Source organism: Bradyrhizobium sp. CCBAU 53338, assembly GCF_015291665.1.
Taxonomy (GTDB): domain Bacteria; phylum Pseudomonadota; class Alphaproteobacteria; order Rhizobiales; family Xanthobacteraceae; genus Bradyrhizobium.
Window position 1 is genome coordinate 5,611,160 of record NZ_CP030048.1, and the last position, 19,010, is coordinate 5,630,169.

The window sequence follows — 19,010 nt, forward strand, 5'->3', positions numbered from 1 at the left end:
TTCGCGATACGCTCAAGCGAAGGGAACGCCGTAGTAGGCGTTGATGCCGCGCATCGCGGCATCGTCGCCCCAGTTCCAGTCACTGCGCTCGCCATATTTCGGCGCGCCTTCCAGCGCCTTGGCGGTGATCCCGGTGACATAGCCGCCGAGCTCGGTGTCGTATTTCAGCGACTGCCACGGCAGGGGATAGTGATCGTTGCCGAGGCCCAGAAATCCGCCGAAGCCGAGCACGGCGTAGGACACCTTGCCGCTCATCTTGTCGATCATCACGCGTTCGATCGAGCCGATCCGGCTGCGATCGGCACCGTAGACGGATGTTCCCTCGACCTTGTCGCTGCCGATCAGCCGGCCCATCTCGCTGCGATCCAGCTCGCCTTGATTCAACATGTTTCTTCTCCACTCAGCAATGTGTGGAGATCAACCGGACGCGATGGCGATCGTTCCTGGCAAGTGACGCTGCGCGCATTGGCCTCGAGCTTGCGCGCGTCAAGGCTGGCGTGAAGCTGCGTCCGACTCTCTCGGCATCAAGAAATCATGCATCTCGGCTGCAGTCTGCAACTGTTCGATACGGGCCACGACGGAGTCGCGCCGATGACCGTCCGGCAGGCGCGACAGTTCGTCCTCGAGCCGCAGCCTCTGCGCGTCCAGACGTTGTTCGAATGTGTGGGGTTCAGATCGTTTCCGCATTATCTGTCCTTGGAGGTTGCAGGCCGGGGCTGTTGGCCCAGCGCTCGACCTGATCGATGACCTTCTGGTGGCTCGGACGCACTGGTTTCTGCGCATCGGGCTCGTCGGAAAGCTTGCGAGGTAACCTGACGTCCTCTGTCATGGCCAATCTCCCTTTCAATGAGAATGCGCCACCGCACAAGTCGTTTCAATAATAACTCATTGATTTTGTTGATTATTTTTACTCATTTGGCTTGTCTTGCGACTCCTGTGGAACTCTCGTCAAGTTTGTTCGTTGAGTAACCTGCTCAACCTGCTCAAATTGCGTGATTGACCATGAACGACCTTCGCGCCGAGCGCCTCCAGGTCATGCTCTCGCCTGAAGAACTGGCCGCCATCGACGATTTCCGCTTCAAGCATCGCATGCCGACCCGCGCGGCGGGTGTCCGCGAGTTGCTCAAACTTGGACTGGCCGCTGCCGGCATCGACGCCGTAGCAGGCGTCAAGTCGAGCGATTTCGGCGTGTTCGGCCGCGGGCCCGAGGGGCACGTGCAGGGCAACAACGATTCCGAGGACTGATCTCCCAACAGCAAACGACCCCGGCACGGTGGGTGCCAGGGCCGTCCTTGGAGATGCTTCCGGAGCACCGGGGGCATGTCACCGGAAGCAATCTGTCGACTCCTCGTGAGAGGATTCGTTCCTCGCAGATTCAGCCGCTGGGCGCAGCGCCGGAATCGTCGGGCGTCATGCCCGAGCCCGGCGTCTTGCTGTCGTCGTTGAGCTCGGGGTCGCGCGTCGCCTCACGCGAGGGCGAACCGCTTTGGTTCGTGTTGTGCACCGTCTGCGCACGCTGCTTGTCGCGCGGCTGATCCTCCGCGCGCTTGTCCTTGACGATGCCGTGGTCGGAATGTGCCATGCTATCCTCTCGCCTCTTCCGATGCCTCGGAGCGCCTACGCGCCGCTGCGCCGAATGTTCCTGTGAGCGCGAGAAGCAGCAGTGCTAGCTGTGCGCCGCGTGCACCATCACGGATGCATTTTCCTGATGCACCTGCCGAACCGTCGTGACCGTCGCAAACGCGACAGAGACGCCAAAGGCGAGAATGAGGGAGAAAAGTGCCAGACGTGGAGCCATCGCAAAACCTCCTTCTGGAATTGAAAACCAACGCGATCGACTATTCCCGGATGATGGTTGATTGGTGCAGCCCATTCCGTGAGCCGCCTCACACGCGGAGTCACCAAAGAGAGAGAGCGGTCAGACGCCCTGGCTTTGCACGACGCCGTCCTTGACAGGCGGGACTTCGCCGTCGAGCCAGTCCTGCTCCTTCGCCAGGGCCGTCCAGGCATCCGCCATGCGTGAATAGCGATTATAAGCGGGTTGCCCTTCCGAGCGCTCGGCCAGTTGCAGGCAGTTCTCGGCGTTATCCCTGAAGATGTCTGACTGTTTCATGAACAAGAATTGGGTACGGAACCTCCGGCCTGCAACCGCCCTTACGGGATGGTAACGCTCCGCCGGAACTTTGCACGTTACAGGTCATTGGAGGTTCATGAGGATATTTGTCGCGATTGTCCTGGCCTTCATCAGCACTGCGGCGCTTGCCGACAGCACCGGCGAGCGATTGCGCGGCGATCGGGCGCCTGACGCGACCGATGTCATCAGCGGCCTCTACGCCTTCGGCCGCTTCCAGCAGGGCCTGCTGGAGAGCACCGATTTGAAGGGCAATGCCGAGGTCAAGAACCTCGCCGCGCTGCGCGCCGAAGAGGCGGCAAAGCGCGACAAGGCCCTGAAGCAGATCCAGGACACGATCGGCGCCGAGCCGCGCATCAGCAAGACGACATCAGCGGGCATCAGCCTCGCCAAGCCCGACGATTCCGAGGGGCCGGCCTATGTGAGAACGTTCTACGCCGCCCAGATCCCGGAATACGAATCCACGATCACCCTGCTCGAGCGCTACCTGAAGACGCCGGACAATCCCATTCTCGCGGCCTTCGCGCGCGAGCACCTCCCGGTGCTGCGCGCACAGTTGAAGGACGCTGAACGCACCATGGCCGACAAGTAGCAGCGCTACTTGTCCTCCGGATGATGCTGCTGGTTCATCGGACGCACGGTGCGATCGCTGCCAGGCATCCTGTCCCGGCCGGCATCGCCATTGGCATCCTTGCCGCCCGAGGTCGAGGTGCCACTGCCGCTGGGGTTCGACTTGGTGGCGGTCCCCGTGGTCTGCGAACCCGCGTGGGACGTGGCCGAGCTCGCTGCGGGATCGCCGGTGACGGCCCCGCGTCCGCTCGGTGCGCCGGCCTGTGCCAGCGCAGATCCCGTGGCGAACAATGCGGCGATGACGATTGCCAGTCCGGCTTTCATATGCGCTCTCCCTGTGCTGACGGGTTAACCTCAGGGCCTGTCCTGCCGTTCCTAAGTCGAAGGCCGCGAGTTTCGAAACTGGAACACCGAGAGGACCCTGCTAAGGGCTAAGAAATTTTACGCAATTGGTTGGAACTCTCGGCAATCTTCGCTGTTAGTTTAGCCGGGCTGAGCACGGCAGGTTCCAATCCCACGCGTCGCAACCTTGACGCTTGATTTCGAATTTGGCTGACGCTCTATTTTTGGCCAAACGCGTCACGCCTTGGATTCGGCCGGCGCCTGCGGGGGAATTAGTATGAGCGACCTCGATCCCGGAACAGCATCGCGCTCCGGTCGTCGCGTCCCGAAACCCAAACCCAACGGCACATCGGAGCCGGACTCCCGGGCGGAACTGCTCCTCGCGCTTCAGGCCATGCGCAGCGGCGATTTCTCCGTGCGCATGAGCGGCGACTATCTCGGCATCGACGGCAAGATTGCCGACACCTTCAACGAAATCATCGCGGCCAACCAGCGCATGGCGCAGCAGCTCGAGCTGGTCGGCCAGGTGGTGGGACGCGAGGGCAAGACCCGCCAGCGCGTGAAGTTCGGCCTCGCTAGCGGCTCCTGGGCCGACATGGAAGGCTCCGTCAACACGCTGATCGACGATCTGCTCTGGCCGACGCGCGAGGTGACGCGTGCAGTGGCGGCCGTGGCGCAGGGCGACCTGCTCCAGACCGTCAAGCTCGACGTCGAGGGCCGCCCGCTCCGCGGTGAATTCCTGCAATCGGCGACGATCGTCAACACGATGATCAAGCAGCTCGGCGTGTTCACCTCCGAGGTGACGCGCGTCGCCCGCGAGGTCGGCACCGAGGGCAAGCTCGGCGGTCAGGCCCAGGTGCCCGAGGTGACCGGCGTCTGGAAGGACCTGACCGAGAGCGTCAACTCGATGGCGAACAACCTGACCAACCAGGTTCGCAACATCGCCGAAGTGACGATCGCAGTCGCCAATGGCGACTTGTCCAAGAAGATCACGGTCGACGTCCGCGGCGAGATCCTTCAGCTCAAGGAAGCCATCAACACGATGGTGGACCAGCTGCGCTCCTTCGCCTCCGAAGTGACGCGCGTCGCCCGCGAGGTCGGCACCGACGGCAAGCTCGGCGGCCAGGCCATCGTGCCCGGCGTCGCCGGCACCTGGAAGGACTTGACGGACTCCGTGAACGCGATGTGCGGCAACCTCACCGCGCAGGTCCGCAACATCGCCAACGTGACGACCGCCGTGGCGCGCGGCGACCTCTCGCGCAAGATCACCGTGGACGTGCGCGGCGAAATCCTGGAGCTGAAGGACACCATCAACACCATGGTGGACCAGCTCAACTCCTTCGCCTCGGAAGTGACGCGCGTCGCGCGCGAAGTCGGCACCGAAGGCAAGCTCGGCGGCCAGGCGCAGGTGCCCGGCGTCGCCGGCACCTGGAAGGACCTCACCGACAACGTCAACTTCATGGCGTCGAACCTGACCGCGCAGGTCCGCAACATCGCCGACGTCGCCACCGCCATCGCGGGCGGCGACCTGTCGAAGAAGATCACGGTGAACGTGTCGGGCGAAATCCTTCAGCTGAAGGAAACACTCAACACCATGGTCGACCAGCTCAACGCCTTTGCCGGCGAAGTCACGCGCGTCGCGCGCGAGGTCGGCACCGAGGGACGGCTCGGCGGCCAGGCCAACGTGCTCGGCGTCGCCGGCACCTGGAAGGACCTCACCGAAAGCGTCAACTCGATGGCGTCGAACCTGACCGCGCAGGTTCGCAACATCGCCGAGGTGACGACGGCGGTCGCCGGCGGCGACTTGTCGAAGAAGATCACCGTGGACGTCCGCGGCGAAATTCTGGAGCTGAAAGATACCATCAACACCATGGTGGACCAGCTCAACGCCTTCGCCGGCGAAGTCACGCGCGTCGCGCGCGAAGTCGGCACCGAAGGCAAGCTGGGCGGCCAGGCCCAGGTGCGCGGCGTCGCCGGCACGTGGAAGGATCTGACGGACTCGGTCAACTCGATGGCCTCGAACCTGACCGGCCAGGTCCGCAATATCGCCGAAGTCGCCACCGCCGTCGCCAAGGGCGACCTGTCGAAAAAGATCACCGTGAACGTGTCGGGCGAGATCCTTCAGCTGAAGGAAACACTCAACACCATGGTGGACCAGCTCAACGCCTTCGCCGGTGAAGTCACGCGCGTGGCGCGCGAGGTCGGCACCGAAGGCAAGCTCGGCGGCCAAGCGCAGGTGACAGGCGTCGCCGGCACCTGGAAGGACCTCACCGACAACGTCAACTCGATGGCCGGCAACCTCACCGCCCAGGTCCGCAACATCGCCGAGGTCGCGACCGCGATTGCCGGCGGCGACCTCTCGCGCAAGATCACGGTGGACGTCCGCGGCGAGATCCTTCAGCTCAAGGACACGCTGAACACGATGGTCGACCAGCTCAACCGCTTCGCGGGCGAGGTGACGCGCGTCGCGCGCGAGGTCGGCACAGAAGGCCGCCTCGGCGGCCAGGCCAACGTGCCCGGCGTCGCCGGCACCTGGAAGGATTTGACGGACTCCGTGAACTCGATGGCCGGCAACCTCACCGCCCAGGTCCGCAACATCGCCGAAGTGACCACCGCCGTGGCGCGCGGCGATTTGTCCCGCAAGATCACCGTGGACGTGAAGGGCGAAATCCTCGAGCTCAAGAACACCATCAACACCATGGTGGATCAGCTCAACGCCTTCGCCGGCGAAGTCACGCGCGTCGCGCGCGAGGTCGGCACCGAAGGCAAGCTCGGCGGCCAGGCCGAAGTGTCCGGCGTTGCCGGCACCTGGAAGGACCTCACCGACAACGTCAACTTCATGGCCTCGAACCTGACGGCCCAGGTCCGCAACATCGCCGAGGTTGCGACCGCGATCGCCGGCGGCGACCTGTCGAAGAAGATCACGGTGGACGTGCGCGGCGAGATCCTGCTGCTCAAGGACACCCTGAACACCATGGTCGAGCAGCTCCGCTCCTTCGCCGCCGAAGTGACGCGCGTGGCGCGCGAGGTCGGCACCGAAGGCCGGCTCGGCGGCCAGGCCGTCGTGCCCGGCGTCGGCGGCACCTGGAAGGATCTCACCGACAACGTCAACCTGCTGGCCGCGAACCTCACCACGCAGGTCCGCAACATCGCCGAAGTCACCACCGCCGTGGCGCGCGGCGACTTGTCCCGCAAGATCACCGTGGACGTGAAGGGCGAAATCCTCGAGCTCAAGAACACCATCAACACCATGGTGGACCAGCTCAACGCCTTCGCCGGCGAAGTGACGCGCGTGGCGCGCGAGGTCGGCACCGAGGGCGAGCTCGGCGGCCAGGCGCAAGTGCCTGGCGTCGCCGGCACCTGGAAGGACCTCACCGACACCGTCAACTTCATGGCGGCGAACCTCACCGAGCAGGTCCGCGGCATCGTCAAGGTGGTGACCGCCGTTGCGAACGGTGACTTGAAACAAAATCTCACGGTGAAGTCGAAGGGCGAGGTTGCCGCGCTCGCCGACACCATCAACAACATGACCGAGACGCTCGCGACCTTCGCCGACCAGGTGTCGTCGGTGGCGCGCGAGGTCGGCGTCGAAGGACGGCTGGGCGGCCAGGCCGACGTGCCCGGCGCCGCCGGCACCTGGAAGGACCTGACCGGCAACGTCAACCTGCTCGCGGCCAATCTCACCTCCCAGGTGCGCGCGATCGCCGAGGTCGCGACCGCCGTGACCAAGGGCGACCTCACCCCGTCGATCCAGGTCGATGCCCGCGGCGAACTCGCCGAGCTGAAAGACAACATCAACACGATGATCACGAATCTCCGTCTGACGACGGACGTGAACACCGAGCAGGACTGGCTGAAGACCAACCTCGCCAAATTCACCAACATGCTTCAGGGCCAGCGCGACCTGACGACCGTCGGCCGGTTGCTGCTCACCGAATTGTCGCCGCTGGTGAACGCCCATACCGGCGTGATCTACCAGGTCGAGAACGAGGACAACCCGCAGCTTCTGTTGCTCGCCTCCTACGCCGGCGACGGCGTCTACCCCTATCAGCGCGTACTGCCATTTGGCGACGGCCTGATCGGCCAGTGCGCCGTCGACCGGCGTCCGCGCGTGGTTTCCGACATTCCCGCCGACGTGGTGCCGATCAATTCGGCGCTGCTCCGCGTCGCACCGAAGAACCTCGTGGTGCTGCCGGTGCTGTTCGAGGGCCAAGTCAAGGCGGTGATCGAGCTCGCTTCGCTCACCACGTTCACGACCTCGCAGATGACGTTCCTGGAGCAGCTCACCGACTCCATCGGCATCGTGCTCAATTCGATCGAAGCCACGATGCAGACCGAAGGCCTGCTCAAGCAGTCGCAGCAGCTCGCCGGCGAGCTCCAGACCCAGCAGCGCGAATTGCAGCAGACCAACGACCAGCTCGAGCAGAAGGCCCAGCAGCTCGCCGAACGCAACGTCGAAGTCGAGCGCAAGAACCAGGAAATCGAGCAGGCCCGTCGCGCGCTCGAGGAAAAGGCGACCGAGCTCGCGCTGACCTCGAAGTACAAGTCGGAATTCCTGGCCAACATGAGCCACGAGCTGCGCACGCCGCTGAACTCGATCCTGATCCTGGGACAGCAGCTCACCGACAATCCGGACGGCAACCTGTCCGCCAAGCAGGTCGAATTCGCCCGCACCATCCACGGCGCCGGCACCGACCTGCTCAACCTCATCAGCGACATTCTCGATCTCTCCAAGATCGAGTCCGGCACGGTGACCGTCGACGCCGAGGAAATCCTGACCGCGAACCTGCTCGAAACGGTCGGGCGGCCGTTCCGGCACGAGGCCGAGAACCGTAACCTGTCGTTCAAGATCGATATCGATCCGAACCTCGCCCGCAGCATCGTCACCGACTCCAAGCGCCTGCAGCAGGTGCTCAAGAACCTGCTGTCCAACGCCTTCAAGTTCACCGCCGAAGGCGAAGTGAGGCTGAAGGTCGCCGGTGCGCTCGGCGGCTGGGGCACGGATCATCCGGTGCTGAACTCCGCGCCGGCCGTGATCGCCTTCGAGGTCTCCGACACCGGTATCGGCATTCCCCCGGAGAAGCAGAAGCTGATCTTCGAGGCGTTCCAGCAGGCCGACGCCGGCACCAGCCGCAAATATGGCGGCACCGGCCTCGGCCTTGCGATCAGCCGCGAGCTTGCAAGCCTGCTCGGCGGCGAAATCCATCTGCGCAGCGCTCCCGGCAAGGGCTCGAGCTTCACGCTCTATCTGCCGCTGAAATATTCCGGCCCGACGCTGGCGCCGCGCGCAGCACCGGCGGCGCAGCAACACAATCAGCCGCCGGCGCTCCAGCCGGCCGCCCCGGAACAGCAGCGCGTCATCGAGCAGCTCCCCGACGACCGGCTCAATCTCGAGCCAGGCGACAGCATCCTGCTGATCGTCGAGGACGATCCGCACTATGCCCGCATCCTGGTCGATCTCGCCCGCGACAAGGGCTTCAAGGTTCTGGTCGCCGCGCGCGGCGCCGAGGCACTGGAGCTTGCCAAGCAGTATCAGCCGCGCGCCGTGTCGCTCGACGTGTTCCTGCCCGACATGCTCGGCTGGACGGTGCTGAGCCAACTCAAGCACAATCCGCTGACGCGCCACATCCCGGTGCAGATCATCACGCTCGACGAGGACCGCCAGCATGCGCTGGCCCGCGGCGCCTTCTCCTTCGTCAACAAGCCGACGACGACCGAAGGCGTTGCCGCCGCGCTGACGCAAATCAAGGAATATGCGCGCCCGCGGCGCAAGCGGCTCCTGATCGTCGAGGACAACGAGGCCGAACAGATGTCGATCCGCGAGCTGCTGCATCACGACGACATCGAGATCGTGACCACCGACACCGGCGCCGGCGCGCTCTCGACGCTGCGCGAGTCGCCCTGCGACTGCGTGGTGCTCGATCTGCGCTTGCCCGACATGAGCGGGTTCGAGGTGCTGGACCAGATCCGCCGCGACGAGTCGCTGTCCAACGTTCCCGTGGTGGTGTTCACCGGCCGCGAGCTCTCGGCCGAAGAGGATGCCGAGCTCCACACCATGGCGCGCAGCATCGTGGTCAAGGGCGTTGAATCGCCCGAGCGTCTGCTCGACGAGACCGCGCTGTTCCTGCATCGCGTCATCACCGAGCTGCCGATCGAGAAGCAGCGCATGCTGGAGAAGCTGAACAGTTCCGACGAGGACCTGATCGGCAAGACCGCCCTGCTGGTCGACGACGACGCCCGCAACATCTTCGCGCTGTCGAGCGTTCTTGAACGGCGCGGCATGAAGGTGCTGACCGCGACCACCGGCCGCGAGGCGGTCACGCTGGTCGAATCCAACCCGGAAATCGCCATCGTGCTGATGGACATCATGATGCCGCAGATGGATGGCTATCAGACCATCGGCGTGATCCGGGAGAACCCGGCCTTCCTGCGCCTGCCGATCATCGCGCTGACGGCGAAGGCGATGAAGGGCGACCGCGAGAAATGCCTGGAGGCGGGCGCCTCCGATTATCTCGCCAAACCCGTCAACACCGATCAATTGCTGCTTGCGATCCGCATGTGGCTGCACCGTTGAGTCTGGATCCGAGAATGGACCACGAAAAGGTCAACATCCTCCTCGTCGACGACCAGCCGGCCAAGCTGCTCGCCTACGAGGTGATCTTGAGGGAACTCGGCGAGAACCTCGTGATCGCCTCGTCCGGCCGCGAGGCGCTGGAGGTGCTGCTCAAGACCGAGATCGCGGTGATCCTGGTCGACGTCTGCATGCCCGAGCTCGACGGCTTCGAGCTCGCGGCGATGATCCGCGAGCACCCGCGGTTCCAGAAGACCGCGATGATCTTCATCTCGGCGATTCAAGTCAGCGACATCGACCGCCTGCGCGGCTACGAGATGGGTGCGGTCGACTACGTGCCGGTGCCCGTCGTGCCGGAAGTGCTGCGCGCCAAGGTCAAGGTGTTTGCCGAGCTCTATCGCAAGACGCGCGAGCTCGAGCGGCTGAACCAGGATCTCGAGGATCGCGTTCGTGCCCGCACGGCCGAGCTCGAGAACTCCACTGCGAAGCTGCGCGAGAGCGAAGAGCGGCGCAGCATGGCAATCGCCGCCGGCAAGATGGGATCCTGGGACTGGGACTGGGTCAACGGCGACTGGATGTGGGACGAAGGCCAGTACCGCATTTTCGGCGTGACGCCGGAAACCTTCAACGTCAGCTCTGCCAACATCCAGGCGCTGCTGCACCCCGATGACGTCGACCAATTCAGCCAGGCGATTGCCACGTTCGATACCGGCGCGCACGCCTATGAGGGCGAGTTTCGTGTCTGCCGGCCTGATGGCGAGATTCGCTGGTGCGTCGGCACGGCAGCCGCAACGGTGAGCCCGAGCGGTCGCGTCGTGCGGGTGAGCGGCGTCACCGTCGACATCACCGAACGCAAGCGCGCCGAGGAGCGGCAGAACCTGCTGGCACGTGAAGTCGATCACCGCGCCAAGAACGCACTGGCGCTGGCGCAGTCGATCGTGCGCCTCACCCGCGCCGACGAGATGAAAGCCTATGTCAAGGCCGTCGAGGGCCGCATCAACGCGCTCGCGCGGGTGCACACCATCCTGTCGCTGTCGAGCTGGCAGGGCGCCGAACTCTCCAAGCTGATCGACGAAGAGCTTGCGCCCTATTCGCTCGGCGGACAGATCAAGCTTTCGGGTCCCGAAGTGCAGTTGCTGCCGGCGACGGCCCAGACGCTGGCCCTGGCTCTGCACGAGCTCTTCACCAATTCGGCCAAGTATGGCGCGCTGTCGACCCGGTCGGGGCGCCTCGCGATCGGCTGGCAGGCCGAGAACGACCTTCTCACCTTGACGTGGGAGGAGACCGGCGGGCCGCTGGTCAGGACGCCGAAATCGCGCGGCTTCGGAACGAGAAGCCTGTTGGCCAGCGTCGAGTCCCAGCTCGGCGGACAGGCGCAGTTCGATTGGCGCTCAGAGGGCCTGTTTTGCCGTCTCGAGGTGCCGTTGACGCGCAAGAGCCCGGCAACGGCGGCTGCGCAGGACAAGTTCGAAGCCAGCAGCTCTCCCGAACTCCAGCGCGCATCGGGCTAGCGCGACGCGACGACTTTCAGTCGTGGCATCGGCCGCGATTCATCGGCGACCCGCCCTTCGAGCCATGCTTCCGTCTGCGCGAGATCGCGCAGCGCCGTGGCGTAGCGACGAGCGGCACTGCGTTCCGCTCCGCGCGGCAGCTTGCGTGCCTTGCGCAACATGTCGGCCGCAGCGTTCCGGTAGGCCAGCGAGCGATAGAGAAAGACCACCTTGCCCATAGCTGATGTTCCCGTGTTCATGGCATTCATCCTCGCAAGGTCGGCATGAACGGTGGATGAAGCGGTCATGACAAATCCTTCATGCGCGATGGAACCCGCGATTACGGCCAGCGTTGGCATGCCAGATCGATCGGCAGTTCCATGCGCACGAAAAAGTCACCCGAGAAGTCGCCAAGCCTGGTCTCTCCCACCGGCGCCATCAGGCTGATGACGCAAGCGATGATGGGCGCTGCGTTCGGTCTCGCCTTCACGCTTGCGCTCATTCTGGCCAATCCTGCGGTTGCAGAACTGCTGAACCATGGCGGCCGTGCGGCGGCTTTCGTCTTTGTCGGCACGATGGTGACGACGTTTGCCATCGGTGCCGCGCTGACAGGCGTCGTGTTCATTCTCAACGAGAACAAGGAATCTTGAAGCGCGCGTGAAACGCACGCGGCGCTTTCTTCGGAACTCCCGCGACAAATGGCGGTTGGCTGCCTGCGTCAATTCAACTCAGGGAGTTCCCTCGCATGAAGACGACCAAGCTCGCTCTCGCCGTGATGCTGGCCACCGGCCTCGCCGCCGCGCCGTTTGCCGCGCAGGCCAAGTCGCACAAGAAGCATCACGCTTCCATGTCGCAGACGACGACGGGCGCCAACATGAAGAAGACCGTTCCGCCCGATGCGTCCGGCCAGGGTGGCGCCGGCCCCGGCAGCGATCAGGGCGGCAGCATGACCAAGCCCCAGAACGGAATGAGCAAGTAAGCTCGCGCTCGCAGTAACAGGAAGCCCCGCGACGACGCGGGGCTTCTTTCCCTCACCACCACCTACATGATCGGTGCGCGGGTCAGAGCGTCTCGCCTGGCCCGCTCCAAATCCTCGAGAGAGCAATGATCCTCGCGCGCGACGGCACGCAATCTCACGGCAACGCGTTCGCGCGTCGTCGTGTCCCACGGGGGTGTGCCTGCGCAGACATCGTCGAGCACCGCCTCCAGCAGAACAGTGATTTCGGCATCCGGCATTGACGGGCTCCGGCGTGTCGTGTTGCGCCACCGCTCTAGCTGCGTCTGATGTCGGTGACGTCAAGACGGTGACTTGCGGAGCTTGCCTTCACGAGATGGTCGAGCTGTGCCCGCTTGCGTGCAATCAGGAGCTGGGCTGCGGCATCGTCGAGCCCCTCTCGCTGCAACTGCCTGATGGCGGAGCCCAATTCGAGGATCTCGGCACGCAGCTTCAGAATCCGGTAGGCGTCCGGGTCTTCTTCCACCGTCTGCCTCCATAGGCCAGCTACGTGGTTGTCTCAGCAGCGCGTCGTCGGTCTGCTTACGCCTTTCAACGGACGGAGGCGCATCCGGTCGCGGATGTCGGGCAGCACCTCGCCGCCGCCAGCGGCCTTCCATTCGCCGATCAGGAGATTGACTTTCCGGCGCAGATCCATCTGCGCCTGGGCCCGTTCGGTGCAGTCGCGGTCGCGATTGACGAAATCGCGCACGGACGCCTCGACATCGGCCATCTCGAGCCTCAAGGCGCTGATTTTACGTCGAATTTCATTAATTCTGTTGTCCATGGCTTGTTAGAACAAAATAAGAACATATAGTCAAGCCATGAAATCGCGAGGGAGAGCGGACATGCAGGTTCAGGGTAAATACGATGCCAAGGTTTTTCTCATGGAGCAGATGACCCGGGCGCAGGGGCTGCGGCTGAAGCGGCTGAGCGAAGAGGCCTACCAGCCTGCGCAATACGATCGCGGTCTGTCCTCTGCCGAAGCCGCGCGCCGGATCCAGGTGCTCGAGGCCGAGATCGAACTCGCAAACTCGTTTTAAGACGCGTCGGCCGGTGCTTTGCTGAGGCGCGCAGCCGCGCATTTGGAACGTAGCGTCAGCACTGCTGTTTCTCTTCGAGAGCCAACGGAGAGAATCGATGGCACGCAAGGCGAAGAAGCGCCGTTACTCACGCAGCGCCGGCAGTGATGTCGAGCGCGAGATGCGGCGCTACAAGAAGGGCACTGCGAAGAGCGGCCCCGGCGGTCGCGGCGGACGCGTGAAGAGCCGCAAGCAGGCGATCGCGATCGGCCTGTCGGAGGCGCGCGCGAAGGGCAAGAAGGTGCCGAAGAAGGCGACGAAGCGAAAAACGTCCAAAAAGAAGAAGACGAGCAGGAAGAGCTCGAAGCGCAAGTCCGCCACGCGGTGACGCCGAACGGCGTCAGATCATGCTGCCGGGCATGAAGCAGCGGATCGAAACGCCGAACACCGTCTTGACCGGCCAGACCATGGTGCGGCCTGCGCGGTTCGGTTCGGTGATCACGGCTGCGTCGGGCACCTCGATCCACTCTCCATCGAGACGGACCCGGTAATGCCCGTTGAGCGAGTCCCAATCGGGATCGGCAACGGCAACACCATCGGCATCGGAGCAGCACGGGCCGATCTGGCTGCGCAGGCTGTCGAACCACGGTTTGAGCGGCGAGTCGGCGAAACGACCGTCATCGCGCCCCATGACGCTTCCGGCCGACAGCACCAGCGGCGCCGCGAGCAGCGCAAGCTTCAGCGAGAGCTTCAATCGATCCATGTCGGCACCGATCAAATGCGAACCACCGGCCGGGTCCACAAGGCAGCCGGGCGTCCGAAGTTCCACTCTTGCAATCCACCTCGGGTGGCTTCATTGCCGCCGAAGCACAACACACTAGTCGGAAGTCTGACGAGCGAACGCGGCTTTTTCGGACGAACCGGTCATCATTCCTGCCGTTAACGAGAATGTTATCGGTCGCCTGTGGGTATGTCGCTCGTGCGCATGAAAAAGGCGGCCCGCAGACCGCCTTTTGAATTTGCCGTCACGGCCACGAGATCAGGCGAGCGGCACCGCGACGAAGCGGGTCGCGTCCGCGTTCTTCACCTGCAGCAACACGCTGTTCTTGCCTGACGATTTGGCCTGCGCCAGTTCGGAACGAACGTCGCCGACATTGGCAACGGTCTTGCCCCCGACATTGAGAATGACGTCACCGGTCTGGATGCCGCGCTGCGCCGCCGGCCCCTGCGGGTCGACCTCGGTGACGACGACGCCCTTCTGGCCTGCCCCCTGGACGTCGCCGGCCGGCGCCAGGCTGAGGCCGAGCCGCGGCGTGCCGGGGCCCTGCTGCATCTTGCCATCGTCAGCCTTGGCCTGCCGCTCGTTCGGCAGTTCGCCGAGCGCCAGCGTCACGGTCTTGGTGTCGCCCTTGTGGACGACGTCGAGCTTCACGGACGACCCCGGCGCCAATCCGGCGATGGTGCGGGCGAGATCGCGGGAGTCCTTGATCGCGGTGCCGTTGACGGCGGTGATGACGTCGCCTGCCTCGATGCCGGCCTTCGCGGCCGGGCTGCCGTCCTGCGGGTTGTCGACGATCGCGCCGCGCGCCGCCTTGAGGCCGAGGCTGTCGGCGATCTCGGCGGTCACCGGCTGCACCTGCACGCCGAGCCAGCCGCGGGTGACGGTGCCCTTGTCCTTCAGCTGCGCGACGACGAGTTTGGCCGTCGAGGACGGAATGTCGAAACCGATGCCGACCGAGCCGCCGGACGGCGAGTAGATCGCGGTGTTCACGCCGATCACATTGCCGTTCATGTCGAAAGCCGGACCGCCGGAATTGCCCTTGTTGATGGGCGCGTCGATCTGGATGAAGTCGTCATAGGGACCGTTGCCGATGTCGCGGCCGCTCGCCGAGACGATGCCGGCGGTCACGGTGCCGCCGAGGCCGAAGGGATTGCCGACCGCGACCACCCAGTCGCCGATCCGCGGCTTCTGGTCGGAGAATTTCACGAACGGAAAGTCCTTCTTGCCGTCCACCTTGATCAGCGCGAGGTCGGTCTTCGGATCGGTGCCGACGACCTTCGCGGTGTAGACGGTGCCGTCGTCCATCGTCACCCGCACGGACTCGGCGTGGTCGACGACGTGATTGTTGGTCACGGCATAGCCGTCGGCGGAGATGAAGAAGCCGGAGCCCTCGCCCGTGATCATCTGGTGACGCTGGTGCGGCATGCCGTTCATGCCACCCGGAAAGCGGAAGCCGAACTGCCGCGAAAACTGGTCGAACGGAGAATCCTCGTCCTGATCCATCCGGTTCTGTTGCAGCATTGCGCTCTTGTCGTTGTCCTGGTCGATCTTCACCCGCACCGAGATGACGGCGGGCTTGACCTTGCTGACGAGGTCGCCGAAGCCCGGCGGGGTCGTCGCGCTTTCAGCGGCCTGCGCAGGCGAAATCAGGGAGGACGCGCCGAACGGCGTTGAAGCGGGAGAAGCCGCCAGCACGGCCACGCCGAGCGCGGCCGCGGTGCCGAGCAGCGCGAGGCGGCGCGGCTTCAGGATTGTGCGGGTCTTGGTGGTGTCGGAATTGACGCGATCGATCATGTCGAAATGTCCATGTTGGGTAAGTCGCCTTGCACCCAGCATGGTCCTCGTCACCTTACGACGTCCCGTCCGCGCGATTAATTCTTGGCAAAGAAAGCTGCGGCCGGGGGCCGCACGAAAAAATCCTCGCCGCGGATTTGATACAGCTCAACGCGAGCCCTGCGGGCGGTGAAACACTTCGACCATCGGATGATGCCCATCGGAGACCTCGCCATGTACAAAGACATTCTCGTCCATATCCCGACCGAGCGACCGATGCGCGCCGTCATTGACGGCTCGATCTCCCTCGCAGCGAGCCTCAACGCCCACGTCGATGCGGTCGCGGTTGGCTATGTCGCAAGCACCGCGGCCTATGTGATGGAGGGCGGAGCTGCCGTGGCGGCCGTATTCGAGATGGAACGGGAGCGCGCCGTCGAGCGGGCCGAAGCCGCCCTTGCAGTGTTCAGGACCGAAGCGGCGAACGCCGATATCTCCAGTACCTGCCACCCGCTAGGCGCAATTCCCGCGGATGCAGCCACCTCGCTCGGCGAGATGGCGCGGCTGCACGATCTCAGTGTCGTACTCCAGCCGGATCCCGAGCAGGTGACGTTCGACAACGACATCCCCCGCGAGATCCTGTTCCAGGCCGGCGGCCCGGTACTGTTCCTGCCATATACCTTCCGCGGGACCTTCAAGGCAAAGCGGATCGGCATCTGCTGGGATGGCAGCCGCGTCGCAGCGCGTGCGTTGCGCGACGCAGCAACGTTCCTCGCACGCGCCGAGCAGATCGTGATCCTTGCGATCAACGAGCCCGACACCGCTGCTGGCGACGTCTCCGCCAGCAACCTGGCGAGACATCTCGGACGGCGCGGCCTGTCGACCCACACGGTCAGCCTCACGGCCGCGCGCGCTGATATCCAGCCGACCATCCTGTCCCTGGCCGCCGACGAGAACCTCGATCTACTGGTGATGGGCGGCTACGGCCATTCCCGATTGCAGGAGCGCTTTCTCGGCGGTGTCACGCGCGCCATGCTGGAAGCCATGACGATCCCGACCTTGATGTCGCACTAACGAAGGCGGACAGCCCGCCCCTTCATGCGGCGGCGGGGGCTTCCCACGCTGCAGCTGCGATGGCGTCGTCTTCGCGTTGCGCATTGCATGCGTCGAAATGCGCCTTCAGCGCGATCTCGGCGAGATGTTCGAAATGTTCGGCCTGACCGAGCAATTCCCAGTTCTGCAGCGGTCGATAGGCCGCCTGCTGGCGACAGAGGGATGCCAGCGCGCGGTAGCGACGTACGTTCTCCATGAGACCCTCCCTCGCATTCACTGGGCTTATTGCCCTGATTTGCGTCACGCCGATGGCAATTGTGCAAAACATTTTCTGTCCGCACAGCCCCGCTCAACTCAGGTTAACTTTCAGGAAATGCGCAGACGCGTGTTGGTTCCTGGAACCTGTTTAATTTTAGGCGTAGAGACGGCGCTCGACTTTGATGCCGATCAAATCAAAATATTGTTTGATCGGTCCGGGCCGGCCGATGAGATAGCCCTGCATTTCCTCGCAGGCTTCCCCTTCCAGGAAGGCGCGCTGCGCCTCCGTCTCCACGCCTTCGGCAACGACCGGGATGTGCAGGGCGTGCGCGAGACTCAGGACCGCGCGGACGATTTCGGCCGATTGCGGCGTTGCCTCCAGGTTCAGGATGAAGCTGCGGTCGATCTTGATCTTGTCGAACGGGAACGACTGCAAATAGGACAGCGACGAGTATCCGGTGCCGAAATCGTCCATCGCTATGCGGATGCCGAGCGCCTTCAGCCGTCGCAGCAGATTGAGCGCGCGGGTGAAATCCCCGATCAGCACGCCCTCGGTGATCTCGACCGCGAGCCGCGTCGGCGCAAGACCCGTCTCCAGCAGGATCTGGTGGATGGACCGTTCGAGGTCGCCGGCCTGGAACTGGACCGGCGAAAGATTGACCGCGACCTGCAGGGGCCGCGGCCAGGATGCCGCCTCCCGGCAGGCCTGCCGCAGCACCCATTCGCCGATCTCGGTGATCAGCCCGTTCTCCTCGGCGAGCGGAATGAACTGATCGGGCGGCACGAAGCCGCGCGTGGGATGGTTCCAGCGCACCAGCGCCTCGAAGCCGATAATCTCGCCATCCATCCGCGCCTGTGGCTGGAAATAGACCAGGAGCTCGTTCTGCTCGAGCGCTTGGCGCAGATCATGCTGCAACAGCCTGCGATCGCGCAGCTCCCGGTCCATCTCGGTTTCGAAGAAGCAAACCCTGCCCCGCCCCTCGCGCTTGGCGCGATAGAGCGCGGAATCGGCGTTCGCAAGCAATGTCGCTGTGTCGACGCCATCGTTCGGATAGACCGCGATGCCGACACTGAGGCCGACATGGGAGAGGTAATCGTCGACCTCGAGCTCCTTGCCGATCGCCTCGACCAGGCGTTCGGCCAGCGACAGCACATCTTCGCGCCTGATGTCGTCGGGCATCAGGATCATGAACTCGTCGCCGCCGATGCGGGCGACGAAGGCGCCGTCGGCCTCGGAAACGAGGCGCTCGGCGGCGGCGCGCATCATCATGTCGCCGACGGGATGGCCGAACACGTCGTTGACATCCTTGAAGCGGTCGAGATCCAGGCTCAGCACCGCGAAACTGGTTGACGCCTCCTGCGCCTGCTCCAGCCGCTCGGCCAACGCTTCGCTGAAAGCGCTGCGGTTTGGCAGGTCCGTGAGCGCATCGTGATGCGCCAGATGGCTGATCCGCGCCTCGTTGGTGATCCGCTCGGTGACGTCCTCGATCACGCCGACCAGATATTGCGGCGCGCCGTTACTGTCCCGGACCAGCAGCTTGCGCGAATTGACCACGCGATCGCGGCCGTTGACGCCGACCTTGAGCCGATGCCCTTCCAGGACCATCGGTGAGCCGGTCTCGACGACGCGGCGGTCCTGCTCGTCGACGAAGCGGGCGACATCGTCGGGAAAGAGCTGTTCGGGCGTCTTGCCCAGCATCTCGTCCCGGGGCATGCCGTAATACTCCTCGCCGGCACGGTTGAGCAGGATGTAGCGGGAATCCCGCGCATCCTTGGCGAACACGGCGATCGGGATGTTCTCGATGATGCTGTCGAGAAACTCGCGCGCGCGCAACAGGTCCTGCTCGGCGCGCTTATGCGTCTGCTCGAGTTCCTCGATCATCAGCGTGATGGCACGGTCGGTACGGCGGCGATCCCGGTCGCTCTCCTCGTAAGCCGCGCCGACAAGCTCTCCGAGCCTGGTCATATCGACCCGCCCGGACTCGTCCGTCGATTGCCTGATCTGCCTGGCCAACAGGCGATGCATGG

The 19,010-nt window shown here is 64.3% G+C and carries 23 protein-coding genes; 9 read left to right on the forward strand and 14 right to left on the reverse strand.

Annotation, left to right across the window (positions count from 1 at the left end; translation table 11 throughout):
• Positions 1–12: 12 nt before the first annotated feature.
• Together XH90_RS26300 and XH90_RS26305 are read right to left on the reverse strand one after the other, a co-directional pair.
• On the reverse strand, positions 13–387 hold the full coding sequence (locus XH90_RS26300) for a PRC-barrel domain-containing protein (protein ID WP_194477204.1): 375 nt from the start codon (positions 385–387) through the stop codon (positions 13–15).
• Positions 388–670: 283 nt separating this feature from the next.
• Positions 671–829: a hypothetical protein gene (locus XH90_RS26305; protein ID WP_194477205.1), complete on the reverse strand. Its 159-nt coding sequence runs from the start codon at positions 827–829 to the stop codon at positions 671–673.
• A 173-nt stretch (positions 830–1,002) separates the two neighbouring features.
• Between XH90_RS26305 and XH90_RS26310 the strand changes: the two genes are divergently transcribed.
• Complete coding sequence (locus XH90_RS26310; RefSeq protein WP_194477206.1) at positions 1,003–1,245, forward strand: hypothetical protein; 243 nt, start codon at positions 1,003–1,005, stop codon at positions 1,243–1,245.
• A 130-nt stretch (positions 1,246–1,375) separates the two neighbouring features.
• Here XH90_RS26310 and XH90_RS26315 read toward each other — a convergent pair whose 3' ends face one another.
• From XH90_RS26315 to XH90_RS26320, 3 genes are all read right to left on the reverse strand, one after another.
• Positions 1,376–1,582, reverse strand: a complete 207-nt coding sequence (locus tag XH90_RS26315) for a hypothetical protein (protein ID WP_194477207.1) — start codon at positions 1,580–1,582, stop codon at positions 1,376–1,378.
• A gap of 84 nt (positions 1,583–1,666) precedes the next feature.
• Entirely contained in the window at positions 1,667–1,798 is a 132-nt protein-coding gene (locus XH90_RS39655) for a hypothetical protein (protein WP_256442397.1), read from the reverse strand.
• 120 nt (positions 1,799–1,918) lie between these two features.
• On the reverse strand, positions 1,919–2,113 hold the full coding sequence (locus tag XH90_RS26320) for a hypothetical protein (RefSeq protein ID WP_194477208.1): 195 nt from the start codon (positions 2,111–2,113) through the stop codon (positions 1,919–1,921).
• Positions 2,114–2,210: 97 nt separating this feature from the next.
• Here XH90_RS26320 and XH90_RS26325 point away from each other — a divergent pair, with 97 nt between their 5' ends.
• Positions 2,211–2,723 (forward strand): DUF4142 domain-containing protein, encoded by a 513-nt coding sequence (locus XH90_RS26325; protein ID WP_194477209.1) that lies wholly within the window; start codon positions 2,211–2,213, stop codon positions 2,721–2,723.
• 5 nt (positions 2,724–2,728) lie between these two features.
• On the opposite strand, the gene XH90_RS26330 is transcribed toward XH90_RS26325, so the two are convergent.
• Positions 2,729–3,025, reverse strand: a complete 297-nt coding sequence (locus XH90_RS26330; protein WP_194477210.1) for a hypothetical protein — start codon at positions 3,023–3,025, stop codon at positions 2,729–2,731.
• Between the two features lie 295 nt (positions 3,026–3,320).
• On the opposite strand from XH90_RS26330, the gene XH90_RS26335 reads away from it, so the two are divergent.
• Both XH90_RS26335 and XH90_RS26340 read left to right on the forward strand, forming a co-directional pair.
• Positions 3,321–9,617 carry a HAMP domain-containing protein gene (locus XH90_RS26335; RefSeq protein ID WP_194477211.1) on the forward strand — a complete coding sequence of 2,099 codons (6,297 nt, stop codon included), beginning with the start codon at positions 3,321–3,323 and terminating at the stop codon, positions 9,615–9,617.
• Between the two features lie 14 nt (positions 9,618–9,631).
• A complete protein-coding gene (locus XH90_RS26340; RefSeq protein ID WP_194477212.1) occupies positions 9,632–11,125 on the forward strand; it encodes an HWE histidine kinase domain-containing protein in 1,494 nt (497 codons plus the stop codon).
• Here the strand turns inward: XH90_RS26340 and XH90_RS39115 are convergent.
• Positions 11,122–11,463 carry a hypothetical protein gene (locus XH90_RS39115; protein WP_246755591.1) on the reverse strand — a complete coding sequence of 114 codons (342 nt, stop codon included), beginning with the start codon at positions 11,461–11,463 and terminating at the stop codon, positions 11,122–11,124. The genes XH90_RS26340 and XH90_RS39115 overlap by 4 nt on opposite strands.
• Before the next feature lie 21 nt (positions 11,464–11,484).
• Between XH90_RS39115 and XH90_RS26350 the strand changes: the two genes are divergently transcribed.
• Positions 11,485–11,754, forward strand: a complete 270-nt coding sequence (locus XH90_RS26350; protein ID WP_194477213.1) for a hypothetical protein — start codon at positions 11,485–11,487, stop codon at positions 11,752–11,754.
• A 95-nt stretch (positions 11,755–11,849) separates the two neighbouring features.
• Positions 11,850–12,083 carry a hypothetical protein gene (locus XH90_RS26355; RefSeq protein ID WP_194477214.1) on the forward strand — a complete coding sequence of 78 codons (234 nt, stop codon included), beginning with the start codon at positions 11,850–11,852 and terminating at the stop codon, positions 12,081–12,083.
• A 62-nt stretch (positions 12,084–12,145) separates the two neighbouring features.
• On the opposite strand, the gene XH90_RS26360 is transcribed toward XH90_RS26355, so the two are convergent.
• From XH90_RS26360 to XH90_RS26370, 3 genes are read right to left on the reverse strand one after another with little or no spacing between them, the layout of a single operon-like run.
• Positions 12,146–12,340, reverse strand: a complete 195-nt coding sequence (locus tag XH90_RS26360; protein ID WP_194477215.1) for a hypothetical protein — start codon at positions 12,338–12,340, stop codon at positions 12,146–12,148.
• Positions 12,341–12,375: 35 nt separating this feature from the next.
• Complete coding sequence (locus XH90_RS26365) at positions 12,376–12,585, reverse strand: hypothetical protein (RefSeq protein WP_194477216.1); 210 nt, start codon at positions 12,583–12,585, stop codon at positions 12,376–12,378.
• Positions 12,586–12,618: 33 nt separating this feature from the next.
• The gene (locus tag XH90_RS26370) at positions 12,619–12,831 is read right to left on the reverse strand and encodes a hypothetical protein (protein WP_194477217.1); all 213 of its coding nucleotides are present in this window, start codon (positions 12,829–12,831) and stop codon (positions 12,619–12,621) included.
• Positions 12,832–12,946: 115 nt separating this feature from the next.
• On the opposite strand from XH90_RS26370, the gene XH90_RS26375 reads away from it, so the two are divergent.
• Complete coding sequence (locus tag XH90_RS26375) at positions 12,947–13,141, forward strand: DUF3072 domain-containing protein (RefSeq protein WP_194477218.1); 195 nt, start codon at positions 12,947–12,949, stop codon at positions 13,139–13,141.
• Positions 13,142–13,238: 97 nt separating this feature from the next.
• A complete protein-coding gene (locus XH90_RS26380; RefSeq protein WP_194477219.1) occupies positions 13,239–13,508 on the forward strand; it encodes a DUF6496 domain-containing protein in 270 nt (89 codons plus the stop codon).
• A 12-nt stretch (positions 13,509–13,520) separates the two neighbouring features.
• On the opposite strand, the gene XH90_RS26385 is transcribed toward XH90_RS26380, so the two are convergent.
• Together XH90_RS26385 and XH90_RS26390 are read right to left on the reverse strand one after the other, a co-directional pair.
• The gene (locus XH90_RS26385; RefSeq protein WP_194482819.1) at positions 13,521–13,883 is read right to left on the reverse strand and encodes a hypothetical protein; all 363 of its coding nucleotides are present in this window, start codon (positions 13,881–13,883) and stop codon (positions 13,521–13,523) included.
• Positions 13,884–14,159: 276 nt separating this feature from the next.
• Positions 14,160–15,695, reverse strand: coding sequence for a Do family serine endopeptidase (locus tag XH90_RS26390; protein WP_194477220.1), 1,536 nt, complete (start codon positions 15,693–15,695; stop codon positions 14,160–14,162).
• A gap of 213 nt (positions 15,696–15,908) precedes the next feature.
• Between XH90_RS26390 and XH90_RS26395 the strand changes: the two genes are divergently transcribed.
• On the forward strand, positions 15,909–16,745 hold the full coding sequence (locus XH90_RS26395) for a universal stress protein (RefSeq protein ID WP_194477221.1): 837 nt from the start codon (positions 15,909–15,911) through the stop codon (positions 16,743–16,745).
• Between the two features lie 22 nt (positions 16,746–16,767).
• Here XH90_RS26395 and XH90_RS26400 read toward each other — a convergent pair whose 3' ends face one another.
• Positions 16,768–16,980: a hypothetical protein gene (locus XH90_RS26400; protein WP_194477222.1), complete on the reverse strand. Its 213-nt coding sequence runs from the start codon at positions 16,978–16,980 to the stop codon at positions 16,768–16,770.
• Between the two features lie 156 nt (positions 16,981–17,136).
• Positions 17,137–19,008 (reverse strand): bifunctional diguanylate cyclase/phosphodiesterase, encoded by a 1,872-nt coding sequence (locus XH90_RS26405; RefSeq protein WP_246755899.1) that lies wholly within the window; start codon positions 19,006–19,008, stop codon positions 17,137–17,139.
• Positions 19,009–19,010 lie beyond the last annotated feature (2 nt).

Bases quoted from the DNA above. Each gene is read 5' to 3' on its own strand.
- XH90_RS26390 (WP_194477220.1), bottom strand. From the start codon at position 15,695: ATGATCGATCGCGTCAATTCCGACACCACCAAGACCCGCACAATCCTG.
- XH90_RS39115 (WP_246755591.1), bottom strand. From the start codon at position 11,463: ATGCCAACGCTGGCCGTAATCGCGGGTTCCATCGCGCATGAAGGATTT.
- XH90_RS26405 (WP_246755899.1), bottom strand. From the start codon at position 19,008: ATGCATCGCCTGTTGGCCAGGCAGATCAGGCAATCGACGGACGAGTCC.
- XH90_RS39655 (WP_256442397.1), bottom strand. From the start codon at position 1,798: ATGGCTCCACGTCTGGCACTTTTCTCCCTCATTCTCGCCTTTGGCGTC.
- XH90_RS26305 (WP_194477205.1), bottom strand. From the start codon at position 829: ATGACAGAGGACGTCAGGTTACCTCGCAAGCTTTCCGACGAGCCCGAT.
- XH90_RS26320 (WP_194477208.1), bottom strand. From the start codon at position 2,113: ATGAAACAGTCAGACATCTTCAGGGATAACGCCGAGAACTGCCTGCAA.
- XH90_RS26355 (WP_194477214.1), top strand. From the start codon at position 11,850: ATGAAGACGACCAAGCTCGCTCTCGCCGTGATGCTGGCCACCGGCCTC.
- XH90_RS26340 (WP_194477212.1), top strand. From the start codon at position 9,632: ATGGACCACGAAAAGGTCAACATCCTCCTCGTCGACGACCAGCCGGCC.
- XH90_RS26315 (WP_194477207.1), bottom strand. From the start codon at position 1,582: ATGGCACATTCCGACCACGGCATCGTCAAGGACAAGCGCGCGGAGGAT.
- XH90_RS26335 (WP_194477211.1), top strand. From the start codon at position 3,321: ATGAGCGACCTCGATCCCGGAACAGCATCGCGCTCCGGTCGTCGCGTC.
- XH90_RS26330 (WP_194477210.1), bottom strand. From the start codon at position 3,025: ATGAAAGCCGGACTGGCAATCGTCATCGCCGCATTGTTCGCCACGGGA.
- XH90_RS26380 (WP_194477219.1), top strand. From the start codon at position 13,239: ATGGCACGCAAGGCGAAGAAGCGCCGTTACTCACGCAGCGCCGGCAGT.
- XH90_RS26300 (WP_194477204.1), bottom strand. From the start codon at position 387: ATGTTGAATCAAGGCGAGCTGGATCGCAGCGAGATGGGCCGGCTGATC.
- XH90_RS26370 (WP_194477217.1), bottom strand. From the start codon at position 12,831: ATGGCCGATGTCGAGGCGTCCGTGCGCGATTTCGTCAATCGCGACCGC.
- XH90_RS26350 (WP_194477213.1), top strand. From the start codon at position 11,485: ATGCGCACGAAAAAGTCACCCGAGAAGTCGCCAAGCCTGGTCTCTCCC.
- XH90_RS26375 (WP_194477218.1), top strand. From the start codon at position 12,947: ATGCAGGTTCAGGGTAAATACGATGCCAAGGTTTTTCTCATGGAGCAG.
- XH90_RS26310 (WP_194477206.1), top strand. From the start codon at position 1,003: ATGAACGACCTTCGCGCCGAGCGCCTCCAGGTCATGCTCTCGCCTGAA.
- XH90_RS26385 (WP_194482819.1), bottom strand. From the start codon at position 13,883: ATGGATCGATTGAAGCTCTCGCTGAAGCTTGCGCTGCTCGCGGCGCCG.
- XH90_RS26400 (WP_194477222.1), bottom strand. From the start codon at position 16,980: ATGGAGAACGTACGTCGCTACCGCGCGCTGGCATCCCTCTGTCGCCAG.
- XH90_RS26360 (WP_194477215.1), bottom strand. From the start codon at position 12,340: ATGCCGGATGCCGAAATCACTGTTCTGCTGGAGGCGGTGCTCGACGAT.
- XH90_RS26395 (WP_194477221.1), top strand. From the start codon at position 15,909: ATGTACAAAGACATTCTCGTCCATATCCCGACCGAGCGACCGATGCGC.
- XH90_RS26325 (WP_194477209.1), top strand. From the start codon at position 2,211: ATGAGGATATTTGTCGCGATTGTCCTGGCCTTCATCAGCACTGCGGCG.